The following is a 23,915-nucleotide window of genomic DNA, read 5'->3' as shown; positions in this document are numbered from 1 at the left end:
AACAGCACTCGATCTTGTACCCTTCCGCCATTTCGGGCGTTTCCCGGGTTGACAACACATGCAGAAATGGATATATTCACCACTATATTTACCACTTTAAATCCATGTGTTATGTGAAAATAAACGAAAACCGTCGGAGACACTTGCGTTCTCCGACGGTTTTCGTCATGTAAGGCCGCGGTCTAAAATCAGCTGTTCCGCAGGGCCTCATCCAAATCGGCGATCAGATCATCTATGTCTTCGAGGCCGACGGAGAAGCGGAGCAACCCGTCGGTAATTCCCCGTTCGAGCCGGACTTCCGGCGGCATGGACGCATGGGACATCATGGCAGGGTAAGAGAGAATGCTTTCGACGGCCCCGAGACTGACGGCGACGAGCGGGAGCTTTACCTGGCTAAGCACCCGTTTGGCCCGCTCGCCGGAACCCACATCGAAGGAAACGACAGCGCCGTATCCGGCGGACTGCTTTTCCTGGACCTCCCGGCCGGGATGATTCGGCAGGCCGGGGTAATATACGGCCGAGATATCTTGACGGCCGTCAAGCCAGTCCGCCAGCTTGCGGGCGCTGATTTCGCTATGCGCCATCCTTGCGCCCAGCGTTTTCATCCCCCGCATCAGCAGCCAGGACTCCTGGGCGCCAAGCACAGTGCCGAGGCCGTTCTGCACAAATTTCAGGCGGCTGGCCAACGCTTCGTCCCGGGCTACGGCCAGACCGGCCAGCACGTCGCTGTGTCCGCCGAGGAATTTGGTCGCACTGTGCAGCACGATGTCGACGGAAAGCTCGATCGGACGCTGATAGTACGGCGTCATAAATGTATTGTCCACGATGCTGATCAAATCGTGCTTCCGGGCCCATTCGGCCACCGCTCCGATATCGGTGATTTTCAGCGTAGGATTTGACGGCGTTTCCATGTATACTGCCTTCGTATTGGGCTGCAGCGCGGCCTTGACCGCATCCAGGTCCGTCATATCGACGAAGGTCGTCTCGATGTTCATCCGGCTTAAAATCTGGGTAAGCAGCCGGTATGTCCCCCCGTAAACATCCTCCGTCACGATGAGGTGGTCGCCGGCCGAAAACAGCATGAACGTCGAGGAAATGGCCGCCATTCCACTGGCGTAGGCAAAGCCGCCAACCCCGCCTTCCAGAACTGCGATATACTCCTCCAACGCCTGGCGGGTCGGATTACCCGACCGGCTGTAATCATGCGTCGGCGGATTAAAAATATCATGGTGGTGGAAGGTCGAAGCCTGGTAAATCGGCACGCTGGAGGCTCCGGTCGCCGAATCCACTTCGCTGCCGAAATGGATCAGCCGCGTATCGAATTTGTGAGGCCGCTTTTCTTCCCGGTTCCGCTCATTCATTTTGCGCCCCCCTCTTCCACTTCGCGGCGGGCCGCTTCCAAAGCCCGGCCCAGATCCTCGATCAAATCCGCAGGGTGCTCGATTCCGACCGAGAAGCGGAGCAGCCGGTCGTCCACCCCGACGGCATCGCGGATTTCCGCCGGAATATCGGCATGCGTCTGAACGGCCGGATAGGTCATCAGCGATTCCACACCGCCCAGGCTCTCGGCAAAAGCGATGAGCTCGAGGTTCCGCAATACCGGCTCCACGTAACGGGCATCGCTTACCTTAAAGGAGAAGATGCCCGTATTTCCGCTGGACTGCCGCTTCTGGATGTCATAGCCCGGATGATCGGGCAGACCGGGATGATACACCTCGGCGATTTGCGGATGCTGCAGCAAATACTCGGCGATAGCCAGCGCATTGCTCTCGTGGCGTTCCATCCGCAGTGCCAAGGTCTTCATGCCGCGCATAAGCTGATAGGAGTCGGAGGGGCTGAGCACCGCCCCGATCGAATTATGCAGAAAGGCGACTTCCTGGGAGAGTTCTTCGCCTTTGGTTACAATCAGTCCGGCCAGCACATCGTTATGGCCGCCCAGGTACTTCGTCGCGCTGTGTACAACGATGTCCGCGCCCAGTTCCAGCGGGCGTTGAAAATAAGGGGTCAACAGCGTATTGTCCACCACCGTAAGCAGCCCATGGCGCTTGGCCCACAGGCCCACGGCTTCAAGATCGGTCACCATCATCAGCGGGTTGGTCGGCGTCTCGATGAAAACGGCTTTGGTGTTCGGTTTTCGCACGCTTTCCAAGGCGTCCAGATCATTCGTATCGACATAGGAGGATGTAATTCCGAACCGGGAAAGGATCCGCTCAAGCAGCCGGTAAGTTCCGCCGTACAAGTCCAGTGATACGATCAGATGATCCCCTTGCGAGAACAGGCTGAACACCGTCTGCAGCGCCGCCATGCCCGAACTGCAGGCGAAGCCGGCATCTCCGCTTTCCAGCGCGGCCGCGGCCTCTTCCAACACGGTCCGCGTCGGGCTTTTGGTCCGCGAATAGTCAAACCCGGTACTCTGCCCCAGGCGGGGATGACGGAAGGCGGTCGCCTGATAGATCGGATAAGTGACCGCTCCCGTAACCGGCTCCTCGGTCGACCCGATCTGAGCCAGTCTGCTGTCCAAATGCCATTCTTTATTTTTTGCCACTGCGTACCCCTCCACTAATCAAATATGGTATATAAGTTCAGCCATTTCATCGATATCATACGGTGTTTCCTGATACACATAGTAGTTCAGCCAGTTGGAGAATAATAAGTTGGCATGCGCTTTCCAAGTCGATCTGGGGGTTTTGGCGGGATCATTGTTCGGATAATAGTTCACCGGGAGATCGATATCCAGCCCTTTGGCGGCGTCGCGATCGTACTCCCATTTCAGGGAACCCGCGTCATACTCCGAGTGACCGGTCACAAAAATTTGTTTTCCGTCCCGTGAAGCCACGAGATAAATCCCGGCTTCCTCCGATTCGGCGAGAATCTCCAACTCCGGCGAGCGCTCGATATCCTCTCTGGATACGTCCGTATGGCGGGAATGCGGAACCTGGAACACTTCATCAAATCCGCGCATTAACTTAACACGAGGATAGTTGACAGAATGGGAGAAGACACCGAAGCATTTTTGCTCGAGCGGAATTTTACGGACTCCGTAATGATAATATAAGCCGGCTTGGGAAGCCCAACAAATATGCATGGTCGAAGTCACGTGCGTCTTGCTCCATTCGAAAATTTCCTTCAATTCCTCCCAATAGTTGACTTCTTCAAAATCCAGTTGTTCGACAGGAGCGCCCGTCACGATCATTCCGTCAAACCGGCGGCTCTTGATCTCGTCAAAGGTTTTGTAGAACATCTCCAAATGCTCCGCTGAAGTGTTCTTCGAGATATGGGAGCGGGGGTGAAGCAGTACGATTTCTACCTGAAGGGGTGTGTTGCTGAGCAGACGCAAAATTTGCGATTCCGTCGTTTCCTTGGTCGGCATCAGGTTCAAAATGGCAATTCTGAGGGGCCGAATGTCCTGCTGGTAGGCCCGGCTCTCATCCATCACAAAAATATTCTCGTTCGCAAGCACTTCCTTGGCCGGCAGATGATCCGGTACTTTAATCGGCATTACATTCCAACTCCTTTTTACTTTAGATTTTGCGGGTTATTCGGGTGAAAGCGGGCAATAACAAGAAAAAGACCTCTCTCCAAAGAGAAAGGTCATCATTTATTCCTGAATGCGCCTCTCTCATCTCTCAGAAACCTAAGTGCATCACATCATGCTCTTTAAGCTCTGCAAGAATTAGCACCGTGCGACGTATCGCCGGTTGCCGGGTATCATCGGGCCAGTCCCTCCACCTACTCTTGATAAGAAAATCGTCTCAATATTCTGTTTTTAAAATTCAAATTGAAACAGGTTGATTTCATTATACATGAATTCTCTTTTTTAACAAGCTGTGCGTCAATTTTTATCCACAACTTTTTGGCTTGAAACAATTCAATCCCCGGCGTTATACTAGACAAGTGCTTAAGAGGCACCCCATAAACCCATAGTAAAGAGGTGAATCCGAGAAATGGAAGGCGACCCGAGTCCGCAGCGCATGGACCTGAAGAAACAACCGCATAGGAAACCGATCAGCAGGCGCCGCGTGGAGAGTAACGGGCACTTTCTTTTCCCGGTGTTTTCATAAAACGCCTTTTTTCGGCGTTCGCCGTGCTGATCCCTTTCCTGTGCTCACAAAAAATGAGCATATCCCGGCTGCCTAAGCCGGAAAAGGGAGTGATTGGTATGAAAATCCGTCATGTGGTGGCCGGTGTATTTAAACCGGTCGAAGACGTGGAACTCACGACAACCCCGCCTGAGGAAGGCTTCTACTGGATCGACGCGGACGTTGAGGACCTGGAGCTGCTTCAGCCGCTGTTCTCGCTGCATGATCTTGCCGTTGAGGACTGCCTGTCCGAGGAGGAGCAGCGTCCGAAAATCGAAACTTACGACAACCATTACTTTATTGTAGTTAACAGCATCCGTTATGATGACGAGGAAATCTTTCTGCGGGCGCTGAACATCTTTCTGGGAAGACACTACATCATCACCGTGACCAAGCAGAAAATCAACGAACTCCGGGCCGTCAAGCCGATTCTCTGGGAACAGGAAGTCAGCGAGCCCGACCGTTTTCTTTATTTTCTTATCGACCTCGTGGTCGACAACTACTTCTCTGTCGGCGACCGGATCGAAGTCAAGATCGAAAAGCTGGAAGAGGATATTTTGATGCACACCAAACGTTCGCACCTGAACGAGATCATCGGTTTGCGAAGCGAGATTTTGTGGTTGAAGAAAATGCTTGGCCCTCAAAAAGAAGTCATCAATATTTTAAATAAAAAAGATTTGCGCCTGATCGACGATCAATTGCAAAAATATTTTAGCGATATATACGAAAATGCAGTTAAAATTTCCGAAAACTTCGATACTTTTCGGGAATTGATCGGGAACTTGCGAGAAGCTTATCAGGCGGCGATCGCCAACCGGGCCAATGAAATCATGCGCGTATTTACCGCCATCACGACGATTTTCATCCCGCTGACCCTGATTACCGGTATATACGGGATGAATTTCAAACACATGCCAGAAATCGATTGGAAATACGGTTACTATGTTGTCCTGGGCGTCATGGTCGTCCTGGGTGCCGGAATGTTCTACTTGTTCCGCAAACGGGACTGGATATAATACGAACCTGTTTATAATATACAGCGCCTTTTCTCCGCCTCACCCTCCTTTCGGGTTGGATGGAGAAAAGGCGTTGTTTTGTTTTTGAAAGTTAACCGGCTTTCTGCGCGTTATCCTTATGCCGACGGTAGGAGAGACGCAGCAGACGGATGCGCTCATAGAGCTGATCCAGGTTCGCCGCATCGATCGTCTCCTGATCGTAGGCCCGCTGCAATACGGGCTTGAGAAAACCGTCCCCCAGTTCCTCAAACGCCTGCCAGACCGCGTTTTTCTCTTCCGCCGGCATGTCTTTCAGCTCCAACTGAACCAAGGCCTCGGTCGTGTATCCATCTTTCTCGAATTGCTCTAGCAATTCGACGGCATCCCTCCGTTCAAGCCCCGTCCGCTCGCAGACCCCTCCCAAATTTTGGCCTTGGGCCATGGCCTCCAGAGCCTGGCGCCGCAGGCTGAACTTCTCCATCTCCATGCGGAATTTGACTTCCTTCTGCTTATACATCCAGGAACGGAAGGTGTCTTCGTCGATGACCCGTTCAACCCAATCGAGCGGAAACTCTCCCGGCCGCTCTCCGTCCTGCGCCCCGGTTAAGGCAAGCAGTTCGGGTCCGTATTCGGCCGCCTTGTTCTCCCCGACGCCGGGCAACTGAAGCAGTTCGTCCGTTGTCCGCGGCCGGAATACGCTGATCAGGCGGAGCAGCCGGTTGCTGGCGATGAGATAGGGAGCCTTCCGCTCTGCGGAGGCTTTCTTCCGCCGCCAGCCGCACAGTTCATTGTACAGCGGTTCGTTCTCATGAAGCTCGCTGTAACAAATCAGCCTCTGTGCGGCCATGCCCCTTCCGTGAAACTCCTCCCTCTCATCCCATATCCCTTCGATCACCGGACGGAAGCCTTCGCCCAGCTTTATAACCAGCCTGTGCCGATAAATATGGAGCATTTCCGACCAGGAGCCGCCTTCGTACCAAATCGTCTCACTCTCCCCCTCTCCCGTCGATTCGTTCCAGCCTATCCTCCAAATCCCATCCTCTTCGCCGATCCACACCTGGGCATCGCCGGCGGTTACTCCGCTCTCCTTCTTCTCCAGGCTGTTCAGAAAAACAATCCGCATCCCTTCTAACCTCCTTCGACTGTCAGCAACGACAGGCGTTTCCATCCATTCCCAAAACGCAAAAAGCACCTCTCCTGAATGATTCAAGAGAGGTGCTTCCTCAAGTCGTATACTGTTATTCCTAATGATACCATTTTTTCGGAGATTGTCAATCCGGATTATTTTGACCCCCCTTCATTTCCACGAGCGACCGATTATCCGCTATAATGACAGAAGACAACTCGTTTCTTAGGAGGCCATGCTATGACCGTATCGAATCAGGATTTGGACTTTTTATCCGACAGCACGGAAAGCACATCGACCCGTTTTGTCACTTTTATCGGTAATTCCTTAAAACGCTTTGACCTGGCGATTACCACGACTAACCGTTTTTACGGCAAGAAACTTGTCACCGATCTCCAGAACGGAAAGACCGCAATCTTAGGCACCGACGACCTGGAGGAAGAAGGGTACCTGGAGCATGTTTTCGCGCTAAATGAAGAAGAGGGCGGCGAACTGCGCAGCTTTTTGTACCAGGTTGTCGGAGACGCTTATTTCACCGATTAGACCCGGGTGGTTATTCCTTTCGTTCTGCCCGCGGGCCAAAGCACGCCAGCAGCAGGAATGAAATCAGTACCATCCATCCCGCCCAAGCCCAGGCTGACGCGGTATCGCCGGATTCCACGGCCATGTAAATGGCCGTCGGCAGCGTCTGCGTTCTTCCCGGGATGTTGCCGGCCAGCATTAGGGTCGCTCCAAATTCGCCAAGGGCTCGGGTAAAGGACAGCACAAATGCTGTCGTCAGGGAACGTCCGGCAAGCGGGATTGCGACCCGCAGCAATAGCTGGAGCTCGGAGGCTCCCAGCGACCGGCCGGCGGCCAACAGGTCCCGATCGATGGAGGCAAAGCCGGCCTTGGCCGACTGATACGCCAACGGGAACGCGACGACGGCGGCGGCCAAGACGGCCGCTCCCCAGGTAAACACGATCGGCAAGCCGGATAGCGCTTCGAACCACCGGCCGATAAAGCTTCTGCGTCCGAAGGCCATAAGCAGCAGGAACCCGACTACGGTAGGCGGGAGCACCATGGGAAGCATAAAGACCGTTTCAAGCACGATTTTCCCGCGAAATTTCTTTCCTGTCATGATCCAGGCCAGATATCCGGCAAGCAAGAAGGCGAGCGTCCCCGCCAGCAAGGACACTTTGAGGGACAGGACGACAGGAGACCAGAAAGAAGCGGGGTTCATGGCCGCTTACTCCGGAACCGTGAACCCATGGTCCATAAACACTTGACGCGCCTCCCGGGTTTGTAAAAATTGCAGGAATTGGCCGGCTTCCTCTTGGAATTCGGAGGCGGTCACGACACCTGCCGGATAAAGAATAGGTGCATGGCTTTTTTCGTCGACGACAAGCCCGGTTTTGATGTTCGGGGATCCTTTCGCATCGCTCTCATAAACGAACCCGGCGTCCACATTCCCGGATTCCACATAGGTCAGCACCTGGGTGACATCTTTGGCGAATACCATTTTGGGAGAAAGAGATTCCCATAGTCCGTTGTGCTCCAAAGCTTCACGGGTATATGCCCCCGCGGGGACCACCTCGGGCTCTCCAAGCGCGATCGTCCCGAAATTCGCGTTCTTCAAATCCGCCAAGGAGGCAAGCTTGCCCGAAGCGTCGGCGGGCAGAACCAAAACGAGTCGGTTGCAGAGCAGGTCCATTTTGCTCTCGGGCTTGATAAGCCCTTTGTCGATCAGGGCGTTCATCTGTTTTTGGCCTGCCGATAGAAACAGATCCACGGGTGCCCCCTGCTCGATCTGTTTTTGCAGGGAACCCGAAGCTCCGAAATTCATAGTTAGGCGAATATTCCGGTGTTCTTTTTCGAAGAGCGGCGCAATCTCTTCCAGACTCCCTTTCAAACTGGCCGCCGCCGAAACGGTGAGCGTCACGTTCTCTTTTGTTTCGGAGCTTGCCGCCGCCTGTTGTATGGCCGCTTGTTGGGTCGGTGTTCCGCAGGAGGTAATAACACCGGTGATAAGCAGCAAAATAAAAACGAGGGTTCCCGCGCGGAAACGGGAATCAAGGAATCGCAGCATATATGTATGCCTCCCATAGTATTAGTTAAATATATTCTATTCTATTTTGTTATATTTGAATATAACCAGTTATAATTAGACATAAAATCGTCAATTGGAGGTCTCCGGATGAGCGAGATTTCATATACAGCCGAGGAAGTTGCCAAGCTGTTAAAAGTATCGAAGTTAACGGTGTACGACCTGATCAAAAAGGGCAGCCTGCCCGCGTACCGTGTCGGGAAACAAATGCGTATCGATGCGGATGATTTGGAGCAGTACAAAAGAATAGCCAAAGGCGGGGCTCTCCATCCCGCGCCTCAAAGCGAGACGTTACTGTCTGGCGGCAGCCTTCCGCCGCAGCCGGCGGCGGCTGAGAAAAGACGCCAGTCCACGGACGTTTCGCGGGTTCCGGGCACCCTGGTCATCACCGGGCAGGATCTGAGCCTCGATTTACTGGCCAAGCATCTTGAACGCGCCAATCCGGAACTGCGTCCGCTCCGCTCCCATGACGGAAGTCTCGACGGGCTGATCTCCATGTATCAAGGGAACAGCGACATCGTCAGCACGCATCTGCTGGATGGGGACACGGGGGAATACAATCTGCCATACATCAACAAAATTCTTACCGGCCATTCTTATCTTGTGATCAACCTGCTGCTTCGCCAGGCGGGACTCTATGTACGCCGCGGGAACCCTAAGCAGTTGAAAACCTGGAGCGATCTCGGACGCAAAGGCATCAGACTGATCAACCGCGAAATCGGTTCCGGGGCCCGGGTGCTCCTGGACGAGCAACTGCGTCTGCACGGCATCTCCCGCACCGGAATCGACGGGTATGGGGAGGTAGAAACGAGCCATTTGGCGGTCGCCGGCAAGGTTGCGGCAGGGCAGGCCGATGTCGGCGTCGGCATCGAAAACGCCGTGTCCCTGATCGCCGAGGTCGATTTTATCCCCTTGATTCAGGAAAGATACGACCTCGTTGTTCTCAAAAAGAAGGAAACGGCTCCTTGGATCGACCGGTTCCTTGAAACCGTCAAATCACCCGAGTTCCGTCAAGAGCTGGCCTCCATTCAAGGATACGATTTGTCTTTAAGCGGACAGGTTTTGTACGATAGTGAAGTTTGATAACTCACACACTAGAAGTGCACCGCCGTCAAATTAAAGAGGGTTCCTCACGCCGATCGCCCTTGACCGCTTCCCTTTGAAGCCGGGCAGGTGAATAAGAGCCTTAAGCGCCTTAAGCGGCGCTATTTTGTCGAATTTGGCTCCTTCGTACGGAATAGCGGAGTTTTTGGTCCTTATTTTGGGAAAATGAGGGTCGAAACCAGATTTTGGGCTCCACTTTAGGGAAATAAGGCCTTTTTGAACCGCTATTATCACCCAAGAGCCGAATCGGACCGAAATAGCGCCGCAAAAGGCCGCTAACGCAGTGAACGGCCGGAGAATTTGCGGGCACCGGACACCACAAAAAAACAGCGATTCCCCCGTAAGGAAGAATCGCTGCTTTTCATTTACACGAAGTTGCCGCAACTTGTTCACTCATTACGGCGTGGCCGCCAGTCCCATCCACGAAACGATGCTGGCCATTTCGAGCTCCTCGAATTTGGAAGCGACCGAGGCCGCGTTCATTTCAAACCGGCACTCGTCGATACAGCACTCCAATTCCACATCGCAGCGGATCTCCGCCAGCCGTCTCGACAGATGCAGCATGTCCAAGTCGTTCTCGATTTTGGTACGGACCGATTTGGACAAGGCGGAAAGATTGTCCAGAATCCCCTCCACCGAGCCGTGCTCCTGTACAAGTTTCAACGCGGTTTTCTCGCCGATTCCGCGCACACCGGGATAGTTGTCGCTGGTGTCGCCCATAAGACCTTTCAAGTCTATGATCTGGCGGGGAGCCAGCTGCTTTTCCTCCATCAGGGATTCAGGCGTATAGACCATATAATTCCCGTGGCCTTTTTTCATAATGATAACGCTTGTCCACTCGTTCACCAGCTGCAGCATGTCATGGTCCCCCGTAAGGATGAAGACCTGCATGTCGGGGCTGAACCGGGCGGCCAGTGTACCGATGCAATCGTCCGCCTCATAGCCCGGGCTGCTGACATTGGGGATGCCCAAGCTCTCCATGACGTCCCGTATGATCGAAAACTGCGGAATCAGTTCATCCGGCGCCTCCGAGCGGTTGCCTTTATAAGCCGAAAACTGCTCCGTCCGGAACGTTTTGCTGCCCAAATCCCAGCAGCAGGCGATATGCGTCGGGGAAAATTTTTGCACCGCATCCCAAAAATAACGCATAAACCCATAAACCGCATTCGTAGGCAGCCCCGCCTTCGTGCGCCGGATATATCCCGTAGCCGCCGAAGCATAATAGGCGCGGAACATCAATGCCATCCCGTCAACCAGCAGAATGCTCTCCCGTCCGCTTTGTCCGGTGTTCATAATTTCGCTCGCTTCCTTTCGTTCTATGGGATACCTCCCATGATTATTGCTCTCGCCAAGTCTTCTCGAACATGTCTTCCTTGAAGCCTACGGTCACCTGCTTGCCGTCCGTCACCAACGGGCGCTTGATCAGCATTCCGTTCGAAGCGAGCAAGGCCAATTGCTCATCCCGGGACATGGCGGGCAATTGATCTTTCAGCCCCATTTCACGGTAGGCATCGCCGCTGGTATTGAAAAATTTCTTCAATTCCAGGCCGCTCAGCGAGACCATCTCCACCAGCTCTTCTACGCTTGGGGGCGTCTCTTTGATGTTCCGCGAGTCCAGTGTGTAGCCCTGGCCCTCCAGCCATTTCACCGCTTTGCGGCAGGTGCCGCAGGGCGGATATTGGTAGACTTTCAATTCTTTCATCGTATGATTCCTCCTACTTGCTAACTCACTACCTAACTAACTCTTGCAGCTTTCGCCGCAGGTTCTCCATATCCTCGGGCAAGGGCGCGCGAAAAAGCAGCGTCTCCCCCGTAAGGGGATGGCGGAACCCCAGTTCGGAAGCGTGCAGGGCTTGACGCTGAATAACGCCGTCGAACGGCAATACATCCCCGGGCGTTTGCCCCTCAGGCTCCAGCCCTTTGCCGCCGCTCCCCGTATACATCTTATCCCCGATCAAAGGATGCCCGATCGAAGTCATATGAACGCGGATTTGATGCGTTCTGCCCGTCCCGAGCCGCAAATCTACCATCGCTCCCGCCCGGTAACATGCGGAGACTTTGTAAAAAGTCAGCGCCGGATATCCGGTTGGAGTAACGATACGGCGGTGCGGCTCCGCGGGATCCCGGTCGATCGGGCCGTCGATTACCCCTTCGTCCGGCCGGGGACAGCCGTAAACGAAAGCCGTGTACTTTTTTGTCACTTTTCCCGCGATGAGCTGTTCGGAAATATGCTGGTGGATATAAGCGTTTTTCGCAATCGCCACCAGCCCGCTGGTCTCTTGATCCAGCCGGTGAACGGGACGAAAGCGGACCTGCTCCCCTTTTTCCCGCCAATAGTGCACGACCCCGTTCGCCAGCGTATCCGTATAATGGCCATGGGTCGGATGAACGATCACGCCCGGCGCCTTGTTGACGATCAGAAGCGCATCATCTTCAAATACAATCTCAAACGGTATCGGCTGCGGCAAAATATCGTCCGAGACCTCCTGCTCCAAGGAGATGGCGACCAGATCGCCCGTTTTAACGGGTACGCTGATATACACCCTTTCTCCGTTCAGCATGACGCCCCGTTCCGTCAGCTTGATGCGCGACAGCAGCTTGCGGGAGACTCCGAGCTTTCGCTGCAGGACGGTTTTGAGCAGCCAGCCGTCTTCATTTTCAGTAACGGTATACGTAATCGGTCTATAATAAGCGGTCATGATTTTCTGCCGAACACCTTCGCACTTCGCACATATTCCACATCCGGGGTCTGCTGACGGACATTAGCGGTCCGGGCGGCCGCAAAGAAAAAGTCCGAAAGGCGGTTCAGATATTTGATCGCTTCCCAGTTCACATCCATCTTCTTGCTCAGCGATACCGCTTGCCGTTCGGCCCGGCGGCAGACCGTTCTGCACACATGCAGCGCGGAGGATAGAGCCGTTCCCCCCGGCAGAATAAACCTCTCGAGCGGAGGATTTTCCGCTTGGTAGCGATCGATCCAGGATTCCAGACGCTCCGCCAAATCGGCTCCGACCTTATACGGCCGCTCTTCGAGCTTGGCATAGGCAAGATCGGATCCGCAATCAAACAATTCCTGCTGAATCTGCTCCAGATCTTCCTTCAAATCGGCAAAAAGTGCGTCATCGGCATAGCTCCCCGCCAAACCGACAAAGCTGTTCAACTCGTCGATCGTGCCATAGGCTTCAACCTGGATGTCATCCTTGTCAACCCGCCCGCCAATCACCGAAGTATGCCCCTGGTCACCGGTTCGTGTGTATATCGCCATTTCAATAGCCCCCTTTTTCTTAAGTTCCAATATACCACATATTTAAAAAAGAAGATCCTTGAAGGATCTTCTTTGGTATGCTCTGGATATCACGTTATTCCGGTTCGCGGTCAGCCTGCAGAAAGGGCTATTTGCCGTCCCGGCGGATCCTCATAAACTCATTGATTTTCAAATCCAGCAAACTGCTGATTTCAATCACGATGTCCGAAGTAAACGAATTTTCCTGCTGAAATAGCATCTCCATTTTACTCCGCAATAAATGGATTTCATCCTCCAAGGAAATTGCTTGTGGTGAAGCCTTGCAATCGACTTCGTTTATCCATTGGTTCGATTGATTGCCTTCAGCGATCACAATCCCGGCCATGTCATAAGGCATATCGTATTCACCACAACCCAAACGTATCCCTCCCTGAGAAATTAAATCTCTTCCAAAATGAAATTATACCATGCCAATTGGACAGTAATCAATTAAAAAATGAAAGAAATGTTAATTAACCCCATTTCCCGGGTAGGTTCCCTTCGCTTTAGCCCATTTTTAATTTGTGAATGAACTCTCCCATACGATGCAGCGCTTCGCTAATCTGCGATACGGAAGTCGCATACGAGCAGCGAAGGAAGCCTTCGCCCCCCGCACCGAACACATTCCCCGGCACGGCAGCTACCTTCGCCTCAAGCAGAAGCTTCGTCGCAAATTCATCCGAGCTCAAGCCGGTCGATGAGATGCTCGGGAAGGCATAGAATGCGCCCTGCGGTTCATGGCAGGTCAGACCGATATCCCGCAGCCCCTGCACGATCAATCTTCTGCGCTGATTGTAGGATTCGACCATATGGTCCTTCTCCTGCAAGCCGTTCTTCAGTGCCTCCAACGCTGCCACCTGCCCCATCACGGGCGCGCACATCACGGTGTATTGGTGGATCTTCAGCATGGCGTAAATCAGATCGGGATGCCCGCAAGCATAGCCCATCCGCCAGCCGGTCATCGCGAAGGCTTTGGAGAAGCCGTTCACCAAGATCGTCCGGTCCTTCATGCCCGGAATCGAGGCGAAGCTGACATGCTTCTCTCCATAGGTCAATTCGGAGTAAATTTCATCGGAAATCACGATCAGGTCGTTCTCCTCGACGATCTTGGCAATCGGCAGCCAATCTTCATAGCTCATAATTCCGCCGGTCGGATTGCTCGGATAGTTCAAAATCAGCACTTTCGATTTCGGCGTAATTTTGGCTTTAAGCTGTTCCGGCTTTAATTTGAAATTATCCTCGGCAAAGGTTTCGATTTCCACGGGAACCCCGCCTCCGACCTGCGTGATCGGGGAATAGGAGATATAACAAGGAACCGGGACCAAAATCTCGTCTCCGGGCACGATCAAGGCGCGAAGAGCCAGGTCAATCGCTTCGCTGCCGCCCACGGTGACCAAAATTTCATCTTTCGGACTATATTTCACGGAATAGCTGTTGTACAAATATTCGGCGATCGCTTCGCGCAGTTCCGGTGTTCCCGCGTTGCTCGTATAGCTTGTGAATCCCCTCTCTAGCGAGTAAACGCAAGCTTCTCTGACATGCCAAGGGGTGATGAAATCCGGTTCGCCTACCCCCAGCGTGATAATGTCCTTGTTGCCGCTGGCGAGATCGAAAAACCGCCGAATGCCCGAAGGCTGAATTTCTCTGACCCGGGGCGCCAGGTAAGATGTCATGGATTTGCCGGCCGTTTCTGCCTGTCCTTGTGATTGTACACTCATAGCATTACTTCCTTTACGGAGATATCATCAGGCGGCGGTCTTCTTCCGGGTCTTCGAAAATGATACCGTCCTGCTTATATTTTTTAAGAATAAAATGCGTTTTTGTGGAAAGTACGGATTCCAGTGGAGACAGCTTGTCGGAGACGAAGCTGGCCACCTCTTTCAAATTGCGCCCTTCGACTTCGACCAGCAGGTCATAGGCCCCGGACATGAGATACACGGACTTGACCTGCGGAAAAAGATAGACCCGTTCCGCAATCGCTTCAAAGCCCCGGCCCCGTTCGGGAGTAATCTGTACCTCGATCAGCGCCGTCACTTTCTCATCATCCAATTTGCTGGAATTGATGACGGTAGCGTATTTTACAATGACATGATCCTCTTCCAGTTCCGCGATGGCTGCCGCAACCTCTTCGGAGGTTACACCGAGCAGGGTTGCCAGCAATTTTGGATCCCGGCGGGCGTCCTCTTTCAGAAGATCCAGCACTTTCAGCTTCAATTCGCTCAATTGTTTCATGCCTCATCCTCCAGCGCTGTTCCGATGACCGTCTATTCTAAATTCGTGCCCTCGGAATCTAAATTTAATACTTATATTACATGATATTGGGCATCCTGCAAAGAAAAACGTCCGCGGCATGGAAGATTTCAAGCCCGGTTAAATTTTCCTTAAAGCGGTGAATATGGAGTAAGGCAGAAGTCGAGGAGGAACCACGAATGCAATTACATACGGGCAGTTTCTATTGGCACCGGAATATGGAGCGGATTCCCCGTTACCCGGCCTTAACCGAAAACCTGGCCTGCGATTGCCTGATTATCGGCGGGGGTATCAGCGGCGCGCTGTGCGCTTATCTTCTTGGGAAGCTGGGGATTTCCGCCCTGCTTGCGGAAAGAAATCGCATCGCCTCGGGCAGCACCCTGGCCAACACCGGTATACTGCAATATGCCAACGACAAAACGCTTACTTCTCTCATTCATACATTCGGCGAACAAGCTGCCGTTCATTATTACCGGCTGTGCCAGGAAGCCTTGATCGAGCTGAAAGAAATCGGCCGGGAACTGGCTCCCGAGTATCCTTTGCAGGAGCGCAGCAGTCTGTATCTGGCCAGCCGGGAAGCGGAGGTTGCCTTGCTCCGTCGGGAATACGAAACGTTGACGCGGCACGGCTTCTCCGTGGAATGGTGGGATGAGGCCGAGTTGGCCACACGTTTTCCGTTCCGCAGGCCCGCCGCCATCTACACCCAGGGCGACGCGGAGATTCATCCTGTCGCTTTGACTCACAGCTTGCTGGGAGAAGCCGAAGCGAACGGGGTCCGGATTTTTGAGGACTCCCCCATAACGGGGTGGAGCTTTCAGGAGGACGGGGTCGTCTGCCGCTCCGGACAAGTGTTGATTCATGCGCAGCAGGTTATTTTCGCCACGGGGTATGAAACCCAGTTGTTAAAAAAAGAGCCGGGAGCCTCACTGGCCGCCACCTATGTCGTCGTTACCGAGCCTACGGACCATTTCCGCGATTGGCACGAAGGCGCCCTGATCTGGGAGACGGCCAGACCCTATCTCTATTTAAGGACCACGCCCGACGGAAGGATTATGGCCGGCGGCTTGGATGAGCCGCTTAAGGGCGGGGGGCTGCAAGAAGGCAGGGAATTGCGGCAAAGCGACAAGCTTCTGGAGCATATTCATGCTCTTTTTCCCCGAAAAAAACAGCTTAAAACCGCCTATGCTTGGGGCGCGGTCTTTGGGGAAACCCGGGACGGATTACCTTATATCGGAACGCACCCGGATTATCCGAATTGCTACTTTTTAGAGAATTACGGCGGTAACGGAACGGTTTGCGCCATGTTGGCCGCACGCATGATCACCGATAAGCTGGCCGGGAAACCCCGGCCCGATATGGACTGGTTTTCTTTGTCCAGAAGCACCAGGCCTTCTCCGCTATAGAAGCTCCTTAGAACTGAATCCCCCGGCCGGCATGAACTGGCGGGGGATTCGCTTACGCCGTATCGGCCGGTTGCCTGAGCAATTTGCGAATCGCGATCCAACTGAGGATGGGCGTTGCTCCGAGTCCGATCATTAACCACGTGACGGTACTCATCCGAGGAGCCAGCCCAAAAATAACGATAAACAACAAGGTGCCCGCAAGCCGGCCTGCCATTATGCTCACCTCGCGCAACACGACCAGCTCCACGCGATGCTCCACACTGTCCTGGTTTTTGCCGATCAGATCGAATACCGAGGAGATCACCGGCAGCAAATACAGCGGCATAAAAAGGGAAGTGCCGATCCCGAACAACATCAGCGTCAAATAGTTGACCTTCCAAAGAAGCGGGCCGATCACCGCCGTGATCAGCAATCCGCCGATCAGCATTCCGTAATACCTGTAGCGGATTTTCAGCCATTTTCCGACCGCCCAAAAGCTGACCAGCGAGACCAGTGAAGTCACGAACGAAAATTGCCCGACCTTCCATTCCGCGGAGGTGCTGATATAAACCAGCAGAGTAACCAGGAAGGAAAATACCCCCTCCCGCAGACCATGTGCCGCCGAGGCCGGAACCGCTTGCCGCCAGGGACTGTTCTTTTGAAAATGGCGAAAGGGATCCATCCAGTGGTAGGTGCCGCCCCGTTTTCTCTTTTTTAAGCGAAAGCTGAGCAGGATACCAATTCCGTAAACCACGAGCGACAGGGTGAAAATAACCCGATACCCCGTATCCCCCTTCATGATGGAAATGAGGCCGCCGGATGCCCATGGACCCAAAATTCCGATCACCGAGCCTAAAATGCCTACCCAGCCGTTGAACAGGTCTCTGGTCTCCATGTCGGTGACTTCAAAGTAAACGACATTAAAGGCGAGCCAAAACAGACCCGAACCGATGCCGAACAGAAATCCCAGCGGCCAAATGTAATCAACCGTATGCGGACCGGCCCAAAGAACGAGTAAATAAAACAGCCCGGAAACGACGATGCCGAGCCGGAGCGAAATCATTTTGTCCCGCTCTTTCACCCATTTGCCGGCAATCCAAAACGTCAGTCCGAGCGCTAGCTGCTGGCTGAAAGTGAACCAGCCGATCATTGCGAAATCCTGTCTGGTTTTCCATAAATATACGTTCAGGAAGGTTCCCGATAACGCACCCGCCAGGACGAAAAGCCCGTTGACGGCTAACAGGAGCCGGGATTGCCCGTTAAGCGAACGTTTCATGCATGTGCCCCTCCAGCGATAAGGTGTATCTTGTAAGATGCCCAAAATGGAGGGAACCAACACAAAAAAGGGCTTTTTCGCGCATCCCTGGCGAAAAAGCCCTCAAACGTACTATTGGCCACTAACCGTCCGAATTAAAGCATTCCGGTCGTCTTCCGACAAGAACCGGCTCACATGAAAGCAGGCGGAGCATACGAACACGTTGAGTTTGGCCGTACTGGCCACCAGCGGTTGCTCATGGTCTTCCTGCTTTGCCGGAGCAAAATCTCCCCCCAGCAGCTGAGTCCCCGCGAACATCATATACTCCCGGCAGTGCGGACATTCCGGAATTTCATCCTGCCGATCCAAAATTTTCTCCACGCCGGATTCATAGGCCAAGAGGTCCCCGCCGGCCGCGCTGAACGCCTCCAACCGCCGAATGGCGTTCAGATGGCTCGCATCTTCTTCTTCCCAGAACTCCGCCGCTTCGTCGTCATCCGCTTCTTCCTCTTCCTCATACCCCTCAGTGGAGCCGATGGATATATTAAGCGTGCGGTAGCCCTTCAGCTCATTATGGCAATAAGGACACTCTTCCTCCGGTCCGAGCTCCTCATCCCACACGATTTCGGTCTGACACCAGGGGCAAATCGTCGTTTCCATGGACGGCCCCTCCTTCCTTTTAACAAATTATCAAATGCACCGGAACGCAGGTTACGCATTCCATAAATAGATGACACCGGCAGCCAGAAACAGCATCGCCGCCACGAATAAAACCCTGACCAGGTTCTTCAACATGCCGCTCTCCTCCTATGCTATACAAACTCCGATCACAAAGGATACCGATACCGAGACGGCCATCGCTATAAATCCCACGGCAGTGTTGCCGGCGGCGATTTCCTTGTCGATATGAAAAACCGGGGTCAAGAACTCAAACATAATATAAGCCAGAAACAAGAGAAAAGCTCCGATAAAGGACCATGACATGAAATCGTAAATCGTGGGACGGGCGGTCGCATACTGCAAAATATTGCACAGCCCGAAAATTTTGCCGCCCGTGGCGAGTGATGCCGCCATATTTCCCCGTTTGATTTCATGCCAGCAACGGTACCTGGTGACGAGTTCAAAGCAGGAAAGAAATACGATCAATTCAACTATCGCCACCGAAAAATAGCCGGCCATAAGGCCGATCGGCTGTTCCAGCAACGGATCAATGGTTTCCTTCAAATCGCTTCCCTCCCGTTATTTCAGCTCGGCCACCGTCACACCGGTACCGCCTTCCCCGTAATTTCCAAGTCGGTAGCTCTTGATGTGCTTATGTTTCCGCAGGTAATCCGAAATCCCGGTACGCAGTATGCCCGTGCCTTTGCCGTGAATGATGTAGATCTGGCCGAGATTGGCCAAATAGGCTTCATCGATGAACCGGTCGACTTCAATGAGCGCCTCCTCCAGGTTGGCCCCGCGCAGATCCAGCTCGCTGCGGACCTGGTCATCCCGCGTGCGCTTGACGTTGGCAACCGTACGCTGCGCCTGTTTGGCCGGGGCGGGCGAGCCGATCAGTTCCAGATCATCGATCGACACCTTCATCTTCATAATGCCGAGTTGAACGAGCGCTTCTTTGGCGCCGGCCAGTTCCACGATATGTCCTTTCTGGTTCAGGCTGTGGACCATCACTTCATCGCCGGGTTCGATCTGCCGCTGAGCTTTGCTCGCTTTGCGCCCCGCCGCCTTCTTGCGCTGCTGAGGCTCGGCCTCGTCCAACTGCTTGCGGGCGGCGATCAGCTTATGCTCCTTCACGGAGGCGCCTTCCTCCAGCGCAAGCTTGCGCAGCTCGTCGATGATTTTCTCGGCCTCGCCGCGAGCCTTGGCTATGATCGTCCGGGCTTCTTCCTCGGCCTTCTCCAGCCTGCGGTCCTTCTGCTGCTCCAGCTTCTCCAGCTCCGCGGCATGACGGCTGCGCAGAGACTCAAGTTCCTTCCGCAGCTTTTCCGCCGATTCCCTTTCCTGCTCGGCCACGTTGCGGTTCTCTTCGAGCGAGGCGATCATATGCTCCACCCGCTGGTCTTCTTCCTTGACTTCGCCGCGGGCATATTCCAGAATGCTGCCGGGAAGACCCAGCCGCTCGGCGATCGCAAACGCGTTGCTTCGGCCCGGAACACCGACCAGCAGGCGATAGGTCGGGCTCAGCGTGTTGACATCGAACTCCATGCTGGCGTTGATGACCCCTTTGCGTTCGTAGGCGTAGGCTTTCAACTCGCTGTAGTGCGTTGTCGCCACCATCCGGCAGCCCAAAGCATGGATATGCTCCAGGATGGCGATCGCCAAGGCGGATCCCTCCGCCGGGTCGGTGCCCGCGCCAACTTCATCCAGCAACACCAGGCTCTTCGGCGTCATTTTGTTCAAGATGGAAATGATGTTGGTCATGTGGCTGGAGAACGTACTCAAGTTTTGCTCGATGCTCTGCTCATCCCCGATATCGGCGTAAATGGCGTCAAAGACACAGAGCTGGCTTCCTTCCTCTGCGGGTACGAACAAGCCGGACATCGCCATCAGGCTCAGCAGGCCGATCGTTTTCAGGGTAACCGTCTTCCCTCCCGTATTCGGGCCAGTGACGATGATGGTCGAGTACTGGTTGCCAAGCTCCACGTCGATCGGCACAACCTGCTCCGCCGGAATCAGCGGATGGCGGCCCCGCCGCAGCTTCATAAAGCCGCGGTCGTTCATGCGCGGAAGGACCGCTTTCATTTCGCGGGCCAGGCGGGCTTTCGCGAAGATAAAATCCAGTTGCGAAAGCACATCGGTGTCATAAAACAGCAGTTCGGCCTGCTCGCCGACCAGGGCGGTCAGCTTCTGCAGGATTACCTCGATCTCGCGCTCTTCGCGCAGCCGGGTTTCGCGCAGCTTGTTGTTCATCGCCACGATCGACTCGGGCTCGATGAACAAGGTGGCCCCGGAGCCGGACTGATCGTGCACGATACCGCCGAAATGCGACCGGTATTCCGCCTTGACCGGAATAACGAAGCGGTCGCCGCGGATCGTGATCAGTTGATCCTGCAGCATTTTGGCCACGCTTGAGGAACGGATCATCGCGTCCAGCTTCTCCCGGATCCGTACCTCCCCGCCGCGCAGTTCGCGGCGGATTTGGGCAAGCTCGGCACTGGCCGAGTCCATCACTTCCGCGCTTTCGTCGATACAGCGCTTGATCGCTTCCTCCAGCGGCTTCTGCTCGCTAAGCGAATCGCTGAGCGTAAAGAGCAGCGGAATCGGATGGTCCTCATGCATATTGGCCAAAAAGCGCTTGATTCGGCGTGACCCCTCCAACGTGGTGGCGATGCCGAGCAATTCATGCGGATTCAGCGTCCCGCCGATCCGCGCCCGTTTAACTGCGGGAACGATATCCACGACGCCGCCGAATGAGGGGTAACCCTTCAGCCGGTCGACGGTGAAAGCTTCCTCCGTGGCCTGCAGCAACCGCTTCACATCCTCCAGGCCTGTCACGGGAGACAGTTCCTCTGCCGATTCCCTGCCCATCGGTGTTTGCGTATACTTCACCAACTGTTCTATGATTTTTGGATATTCCATTGTTTTCAAAATTTTCTCGTCCAAGAACGTTCACTACTCCCCTCGGGCTATGATCCCATTATAGCGAATGAGGCTATTTTTCGCCATTTCCGCAGCGGCGTACATAAAAAAGCCCCGTTCGGAACATGATAATTGAGGATTATCACACGTTATTTTGAAGAAGGAGGCCAAGTGCCATGAATTTTTTGGGACATGTCGTCCGCTTTATCGTCTCGGCTCTCGTTCTGCTGGTCGTCGGCTGGATCGTTCCGCAGTTCAGCATCGGCGGTTTCGGCAGTGCCCTGCTTCTTGCGCTCGTTATAGCTTTGATTGGATGGGCGATTGAGGGCATCTTCGGTAAAAAGGTAACTCCGTTCGGACGGGGCATCGTCGGTTTTATCACAAGCGCCCTGGTGATCTGGCTTGCCCAGTTTATCGTCTCAGGCGTATCCGTGTCCATGATCGGTGCTTTGCTGGCCGCGTTGGCCATCGGGATCATCGACCTGTTCATTCCGGTATCCACACCGTTTGACGCCGGAAAATAATCGGTGAACCGGAACCTGAAAACCTGAACCGTCCGCGATCAACCCCAAACAGGAGCGAAACAAATCCGTCCGCGTCCCGGACGGATTTGTCCTGTTTCCACCCATTGAATTCACGATTCCTTCAAAATCTTGTTCGATTTCCTTCCCTCGTCTGCGCTATAATGTTCTTGATATTGTCAAAAAAAACGCATACAGAGAGGGATTAACGTGAAAAAATCAGTTGCCGTTTTAATTTCTTCTGTTCTAATTCTCCTGTTGGCCGCTTGCGGCGGAGGCAATGGCTCCGGAAACAGCAGCGCGGAAAGCAATGTGAAGCCGGAGGCCGAGCTGGTGATCGAGGCCACCAACTACAAATTCGATCAAGCGGAGTATCGCCTGAAGAAAGACGTCCCCGTCAAAATCACGTTCAAAAATGTGGAGGGCAATCACGGCATTCTCGTCCCGGGCCTCAAGCTTCACCTGGATGGAAAGAAAAATTCCGCCGTCATCATCCCGAAGGAGACGGGAGAGTATGAAGTCGCCTGCTCCATTATGTGCGGAAGCGGACACGGTTCGATGATCTCCAAAATTATCGTGGAATAGTAGAATAGAGCCCCCGGCTTTCCAGCCGGGGGCTCTGCCATTTCATTTTCCTAATTGTGGTCCTGTTCAATCAGTTCGATCCATTCGTTGTACTCGTTCTGCAGCTTGGCGTAGTCGTCTTTCAAACGGCGATACTCCTCTTCCTGCTGCTGAACCTTCTCGCGTTCCACCTCACGCTCGGCCTGAAGCAGCCGAAACTCGTGAGAGATAATTTCGTAGCTGTCCGTAATCTGCTGCAATTGCGCGGCGATCTCTTCCTTCTGCTTCTCGAGCTCACTATATTCCGCGGATAGGGTCAACGACCGCTCGCTGCCGGCCGCGCATTCCTGCTGCCATTCCGCCAGCTGCCGCTGCAATTCGGCCTCGGTTTCCCGCCAGGACACCAGTTCCTGCTGCGCCGCCGCAAGGTGTTCTCTCCATTCGCTTTCGCGCCGCTCGGCCGCCTTTCGGGATTCCTCCAATTCCTCGGCCAATGTCATATATTCCTGCGTTTCCCGCTCGCTTTCCTCAAGCCGCAAACGCAGTCGCCCGCTCTCTTCCTCCAGATGCCGCTTGTCCTCGTCAGCCAGCTCTGCCGCCTTCTTCGCGGACTGGCGCTCGTTTTCGGCTTGCGAAAGCTTGGCCTTCAAGGTATGGAGCTCCTCTTTCAGCAGAGCGGATTTCTCTTGTTCCGACAATCTCTGCTGTTTCGCAGCCTCCAGTTCTCCAGTGACGGTCTGGAATTGTTCCTCCAGCGATTTCGCACGCTCTTCCGCTTCCAGCAGAGTAATCTCCAGCCGGTTCAGCTCCTCGTTTCGCTTCTCGGCCAGCTTGTGCCAGGAACTCTCGTTCTGCACCGCTGCCGTCAGCTCCGAGCGCAGTTTGTTCTCGCGTTCCTGGGCCTCCTGGAGCAAACGGGTATGCTTCTTGGCTTCGGCATCGGCCGCCTGAATCGACTGGTGCGCCAGCTTGAGCTGCTGCTCCAGCTTCATGCCGTGCTCTTTCGCCCGCTGCTCCGCCGTCTTGGCCGCTTCCTCCCGCTGCACGGACGCCTTAAGCTGCTGCTGCAACTGCTCGCGCTCTTCCTTCGCTTTGCGGACATCCTGCTCCACCGAGCGAAGCTTCGCCTGCAGCTGTCCATTGCTGCCGCGCTGCTCGGCGATCTGCCGTTCCAGCTCTTGAATCCGGGCCGTAGCTTTGAGGAGCTCTTCCTCGCGCTCCTTCAGTCCGGCCTCGGCCTGGCCCGCCTTTTCAGCAAGCTGCTTCTTGTCGCTTTTCAATTGATGCTGCTGCTCCTGCAGCTCCTTGTAATCATGCTCCTGCTTCATCTGGATCGCCTGCATCACCGAAATCTCCTGGGCGAGGCTTGCGTTGTCCCGCAATGTCCGGTCCAATTCATCCTGAAGCTGCTCCGCTCTCACCGCTTCCTCCGCCATGCGGACAGCAGCGAGCACCGCCAGCCGCGGCGTATCGAGATGGGTATACATCTTGGCGATGGAGCGCATTTGCTCGTCGACGCGTCGGGCTACCTGCTTGGTATAGTCCGCATTATTACCCACGATTTTATAAGAAGTGCCGTATATTTCCACATTTACACTAATACGGTCAGGGTTATTCACAGCCAAGTGCCTCCTTCGGTCGGGGTTTCATCTCAGATGTCTGTATTTGAACAAAAGTCACATCGAATATTT

Annotated in this window: 24 protein-coding genes and 1 riboswitch; of the genes, 6 read left to right on the top strand and 18 right to left on the bottom strand. The window is 54.2% G+C overall.

Annotated elements, in window-relative coordinates:
- Positions 1-188: 188 nt before the first annotated feature.
- From V4U88_RS13855 to metA, 3 genes are read right to left on the bottom strand one after another with little or no spacing between them, the layout of a single operon-like run.
- Positions 189-1,361: a trans-sulfuration enzyme family protein gene (locus V4U88_RS13855; RefSeq protein ID WP_334073837.1), complete on the bottom strand. Its 1,173-nt coding sequence runs from the start codon at positions 1,359-1,361 to the stop codon at positions 189-191.
- The gene (locus tag V4U88_RS13850) at positions 1,358-2,545 is read right to left on the bottom strand and encodes a PLP-dependent transferase (protein ID WP_334073836.1); all 1,188 of its coding nucleotides are present in this window, start codon (positions 2,543-2,545) and stop codon (positions 1,358-1,360) included. Before V4U88_RS13850 ends, V4U88_RS13855 begins: the two co-directional genes overlap by 4 nt.
- 18 nt (positions 2,546-2,563) lie before the next feature.
- Positions 2,564-3,499, bottom strand: a complete 936-nt coding sequence (gene metA / locus V4U88_RS13845) for a homoserine O-acetyltransferase MetA (protein WP_334073835.1) — start codon at positions 3,497-3,499, stop codon at positions 2,564-2,566.
- Positions 3,500-3,616: 117 nt separating this feature from the next.
- Positions 3,617-3,745, bottom strand: a riboswitch (SAM riboswitch).
- Positions 3,746-4,159: 414 nt separating this feature from the next.
- On the opposite strand from metA, the gene corA reads away from it, so the two are divergent.
- Positions 4,160-5,095: a magnesium/cobalt transporter CorA gene (gene corA, locus V4U88_RS13840; RefSeq protein WP_334073834.1), complete on the top strand. Its 936-nt coding sequence runs from the start codon at positions 4,160-4,162 to the stop codon at positions 5,093-5,095.
- Positions 5,096-5,186: 91 nt separating this feature from the next.
- On the opposite strand, the gene V4U88_RS13835 is transcribed toward corA, so the two are convergent.
- Positions 5,187-6,197: an HRDC domain-containing protein gene (locus tag V4U88_RS13835; RefSeq protein ID WP_334073833.1), complete on the bottom strand. Its 1,011-nt coding sequence runs from the start codon at positions 6,195-6,197 to the stop codon at positions 5,187-5,189.
- 243 nt (positions 6,198-6,440) lie between these two features.
- On the opposite strand from V4U88_RS13835, the gene V4U88_RS13830 reads away from it, so the two are divergent.
- Positions 6,441-6,743, top strand: coding sequence for a DUF3055 domain-containing protein (locus tag V4U88_RS13830; RefSeq protein ID WP_334073832.1), 303 nt, complete (start codon positions 6,441-6,443; stop codon positions 6,741-6,743).
- Positions 6,744-6,753: 10 nt separating this feature from the next.
- Here the strand turns inward: V4U88_RS13830 and modB are convergent, their stop codons facing one another.
- Together modB and modA are read right to left on the bottom strand one after the other, a co-directional pair.
- Positions 6,754-7,422, bottom strand: a complete 669-nt coding sequence (gene modB, locus V4U88_RS13825) for a molybdate ABC transporter permease subunit (RefSeq protein WP_334073831.1) — start codon at positions 7,420-7,422, stop codon at positions 6,754-6,756.
- A gap of 6 nt (positions 7,423-7,428) precedes the next feature.
- Positions 7,429-8,268 (bottom strand): molybdate ABC transporter substrate-binding protein, encoded by an 840-nt coding sequence (modA, locus tag V4U88_RS13820; RefSeq protein WP_334073830.1) that lies wholly within the window; start codon positions 8,266-8,268, stop codon positions 7,429-7,431.
- A 108-nt stretch (positions 8,269-8,376) separates the two neighbouring features.
- Between modA and V4U88_RS13815 the strand changes: the two genes are divergently transcribed.
- Positions 8,377-9,369: a helix-turn-helix transcriptional regulator gene (locus V4U88_RS13815; protein ID WP_334073829.1), complete on the top strand. Its 993-nt coding sequence runs from the start codon at positions 8,377-8,379 to the stop codon at positions 9,367-9,369.
- A 417-nt stretch (positions 9,370-9,786) separates the two neighbouring features.
- Here V4U88_RS13815 and V4U88_RS13810 read toward each other — a convergent pair whose 3' ends face one another.
- The 7 genes from V4U88_RS13810 to V4U88_RS13780 all read right to left on the bottom strand — a co-directional run bounded on the left by V4U88_RS13810 (position 9,787) and on the right by V4U88_RS13780 (position 14,905).
- Positions 9,787-10,683, bottom strand: a complete 897-nt coding sequence (locus tag V4U88_RS13810; protein ID WP_334073828.1) for a 5'-3' exonuclease — start codon at positions 10,681-10,683, stop codon at positions 9,787-9,789.
- Positions 10,684-10,726: 43 nt separating this feature from the next.
- Positions 10,727-11,092 carry an arsenate reductase family protein gene (locus V4U88_RS13805; RefSeq protein ID WP_334073827.1) on the bottom strand — a complete coding sequence of 122 codons (366 nt, stop codon included), beginning with the start codon at positions 11,090-11,092 and terminating at the stop codon, positions 10,727-10,729.
- Positions 11,093-11,120: 28 nt separating this feature from the next.
- The gene (locus V4U88_RS13800) at positions 11,121-12,089 is read right to left on the bottom strand and encodes an RluA family pseudouridine synthase (RefSeq protein ID WP_334073826.1); all 969 of its coding nucleotides are present in this window, start codon (positions 12,087-12,089) and stop codon (positions 11,121-11,123) included.
- Positions 12,086-12,655: a cob(I)yrinic acid a,c-diamide adenosyltransferase gene (locus V4U88_RS13795; RefSeq protein WP_334073825.1), complete on the bottom strand. Its 570-nt coding sequence runs from the start codon at positions 12,653-12,655 to the stop codon at positions 12,086-12,088. The genes V4U88_RS13800 and V4U88_RS13795 overlap by 4 nt, the downstream gene beginning before the upstream one ends.
- Positions 12,656-12,782: 127 nt before the next feature.
- Positions 12,783-13,031 carry an aspartyl-phosphate phosphatase Spo0E family protein gene (locus tag V4U88_RS13790; RefSeq protein WP_416367224.1) on the bottom strand — a complete coding sequence of 83 codons (249 nt, stop codon included), beginning with the start codon at positions 13,029-13,031 and terminating at the stop codon, positions 12,783-12,785.
- A 148-nt stretch (positions 13,032-13,179) separates the two neighbouring features.
- Entirely contained in the window at positions 13,180-14,391 is a 1,212-nt protein-coding gene (locus tag V4U88_RS13785) for an aminotransferase class I/II-fold pyridoxal phosphate-dependent enzyme (RefSeq protein WP_334073823.1), read from the bottom strand.
- A 13-nt stretch (positions 14,392-14,404) separates the two neighbouring features.
- On the bottom strand, positions 14,405-14,905 hold the full coding sequence (locus V4U88_RS13780) for an Lrp/AsnC family transcriptional regulator (protein ID WP_334073822.1): 501 nt from the start codon (positions 14,903-14,905) through the stop codon (positions 14,405-14,407).
- A gap of 197 nt (positions 14,906-15,102) precedes the next feature.
- Between V4U88_RS13780 and V4U88_RS13775 the strand changes: the two genes are divergently transcribed.
- Positions 15,103-16,326 carry an NAD(P)/FAD-dependent oxidoreductase gene (locus V4U88_RS13775; RefSeq protein ID WP_334073821.1) on the top strand — a complete coding sequence of 408 codons (1,224 nt, stop codon included), beginning with the start codon at positions 15,103-15,105 and terminating at the stop codon, positions 16,324-16,326.
- A 52-nt stretch (positions 16,327-16,378) separates the two neighbouring features.
- Here the strand turns inward: V4U88_RS13775 and V4U88_RS13770 are convergent, their stop codons facing one another.
- The 4 genes from V4U88_RS13770 to V4U88_RS13755 form a co-directional block, all read right to left on the bottom strand.
- Positions 16,379-17,581 carry an MFS transporter gene (locus V4U88_RS13770; RefSeq protein WP_334073820.1) on the bottom strand — a complete coding sequence of 401 codons (1,203 nt, stop codon included), beginning with the start codon at positions 17,579-17,581 and terminating at the stop codon, positions 16,379-16,381.
- Positions 17,582-17,692: 111 nt separating this feature from the next.
- Positions 17,693-18,220 carry a hypothetical protein gene (locus tag V4U88_RS13765; protein WP_334073819.1) on the bottom strand — a complete coding sequence of 176 codons (528 nt, stop codon included), beginning with the start codon at positions 18,218-18,220 and terminating at the stop codon, positions 17,693-17,695.
- Positions 18,221-18,367: 147 nt separating this feature from the next.
- Positions 18,368-18,784, bottom strand: a complete 417-nt coding sequence (locus V4U88_RS13760; protein WP_334073818.1) for a DUF350 domain-containing protein — start codon at positions 18,782-18,784, stop codon at positions 18,368-18,370.
- A 15-nt stretch (positions 18,785-18,799) separates the two neighbouring features.
- Positions 18,800-21,163 carry an endonuclease MutS2 gene (locus V4U88_RS13755; RefSeq protein WP_334073817.1) on the bottom strand — a complete coding sequence of 788 codons (2,364 nt, stop codon included), beginning with the start codon at positions 21,161-21,163 and terminating at the stop codon, positions 18,800-18,802.
- 152 nt (positions 21,164-21,315) lie between these two features.
- On the opposite strand from V4U88_RS13755, the gene V4U88_RS13750 reads away from it, so the two are divergent.
- Both V4U88_RS13750 and V4U88_RS13745 read left to right on the top strand, forming a co-directional pair.
- Positions 21,316-21,663, top strand: a complete 348-nt coding sequence (locus V4U88_RS13750; RefSeq protein WP_334073816.1) for a phage holin family protein — start codon at positions 21,316-21,318, stop codon at positions 21,661-21,663.
- A gap of 207 nt (positions 21,664-21,870) precedes the next feature.
- Positions 21,871-22,245, top strand: coding sequence for a cytochrome C oxidase subunit II (locus tag V4U88_RS13745; RefSeq protein WP_334073815.1), 375 nt, complete (start codon positions 21,871-21,873; stop codon positions 22,243-22,245).
- A 50-nt stretch (positions 22,246-22,295) separates the two neighbouring features.
- Here the strand turns inward: V4U88_RS13745 and zapA are convergent, their stop codons facing one another.
- Positions 22,296-23,843: a cell division protein ZapA gene (gene zapA / locus V4U88_RS13740; RefSeq protein WP_334073814.1), complete on the bottom strand. Its 1,548-nt coding sequence runs from the start codon at positions 23,841-23,843 to the stop codon at positions 22,296-22,298.
- Positions 23,844-23,915 lie beyond the last annotated feature (72 nt).

The organism is Paenibacillus sp. A14, assembly GCF_036864815.1.
Lineage (GTDB): Bacteria > Bacillota > Bacilli > Paenibacillales > Paenibacillaceae > Fontibacillus > Fontibacillus sanfengchensis.
This window is presented reverse-complemented; position numbering and strand designations above follow the sequence as displayed.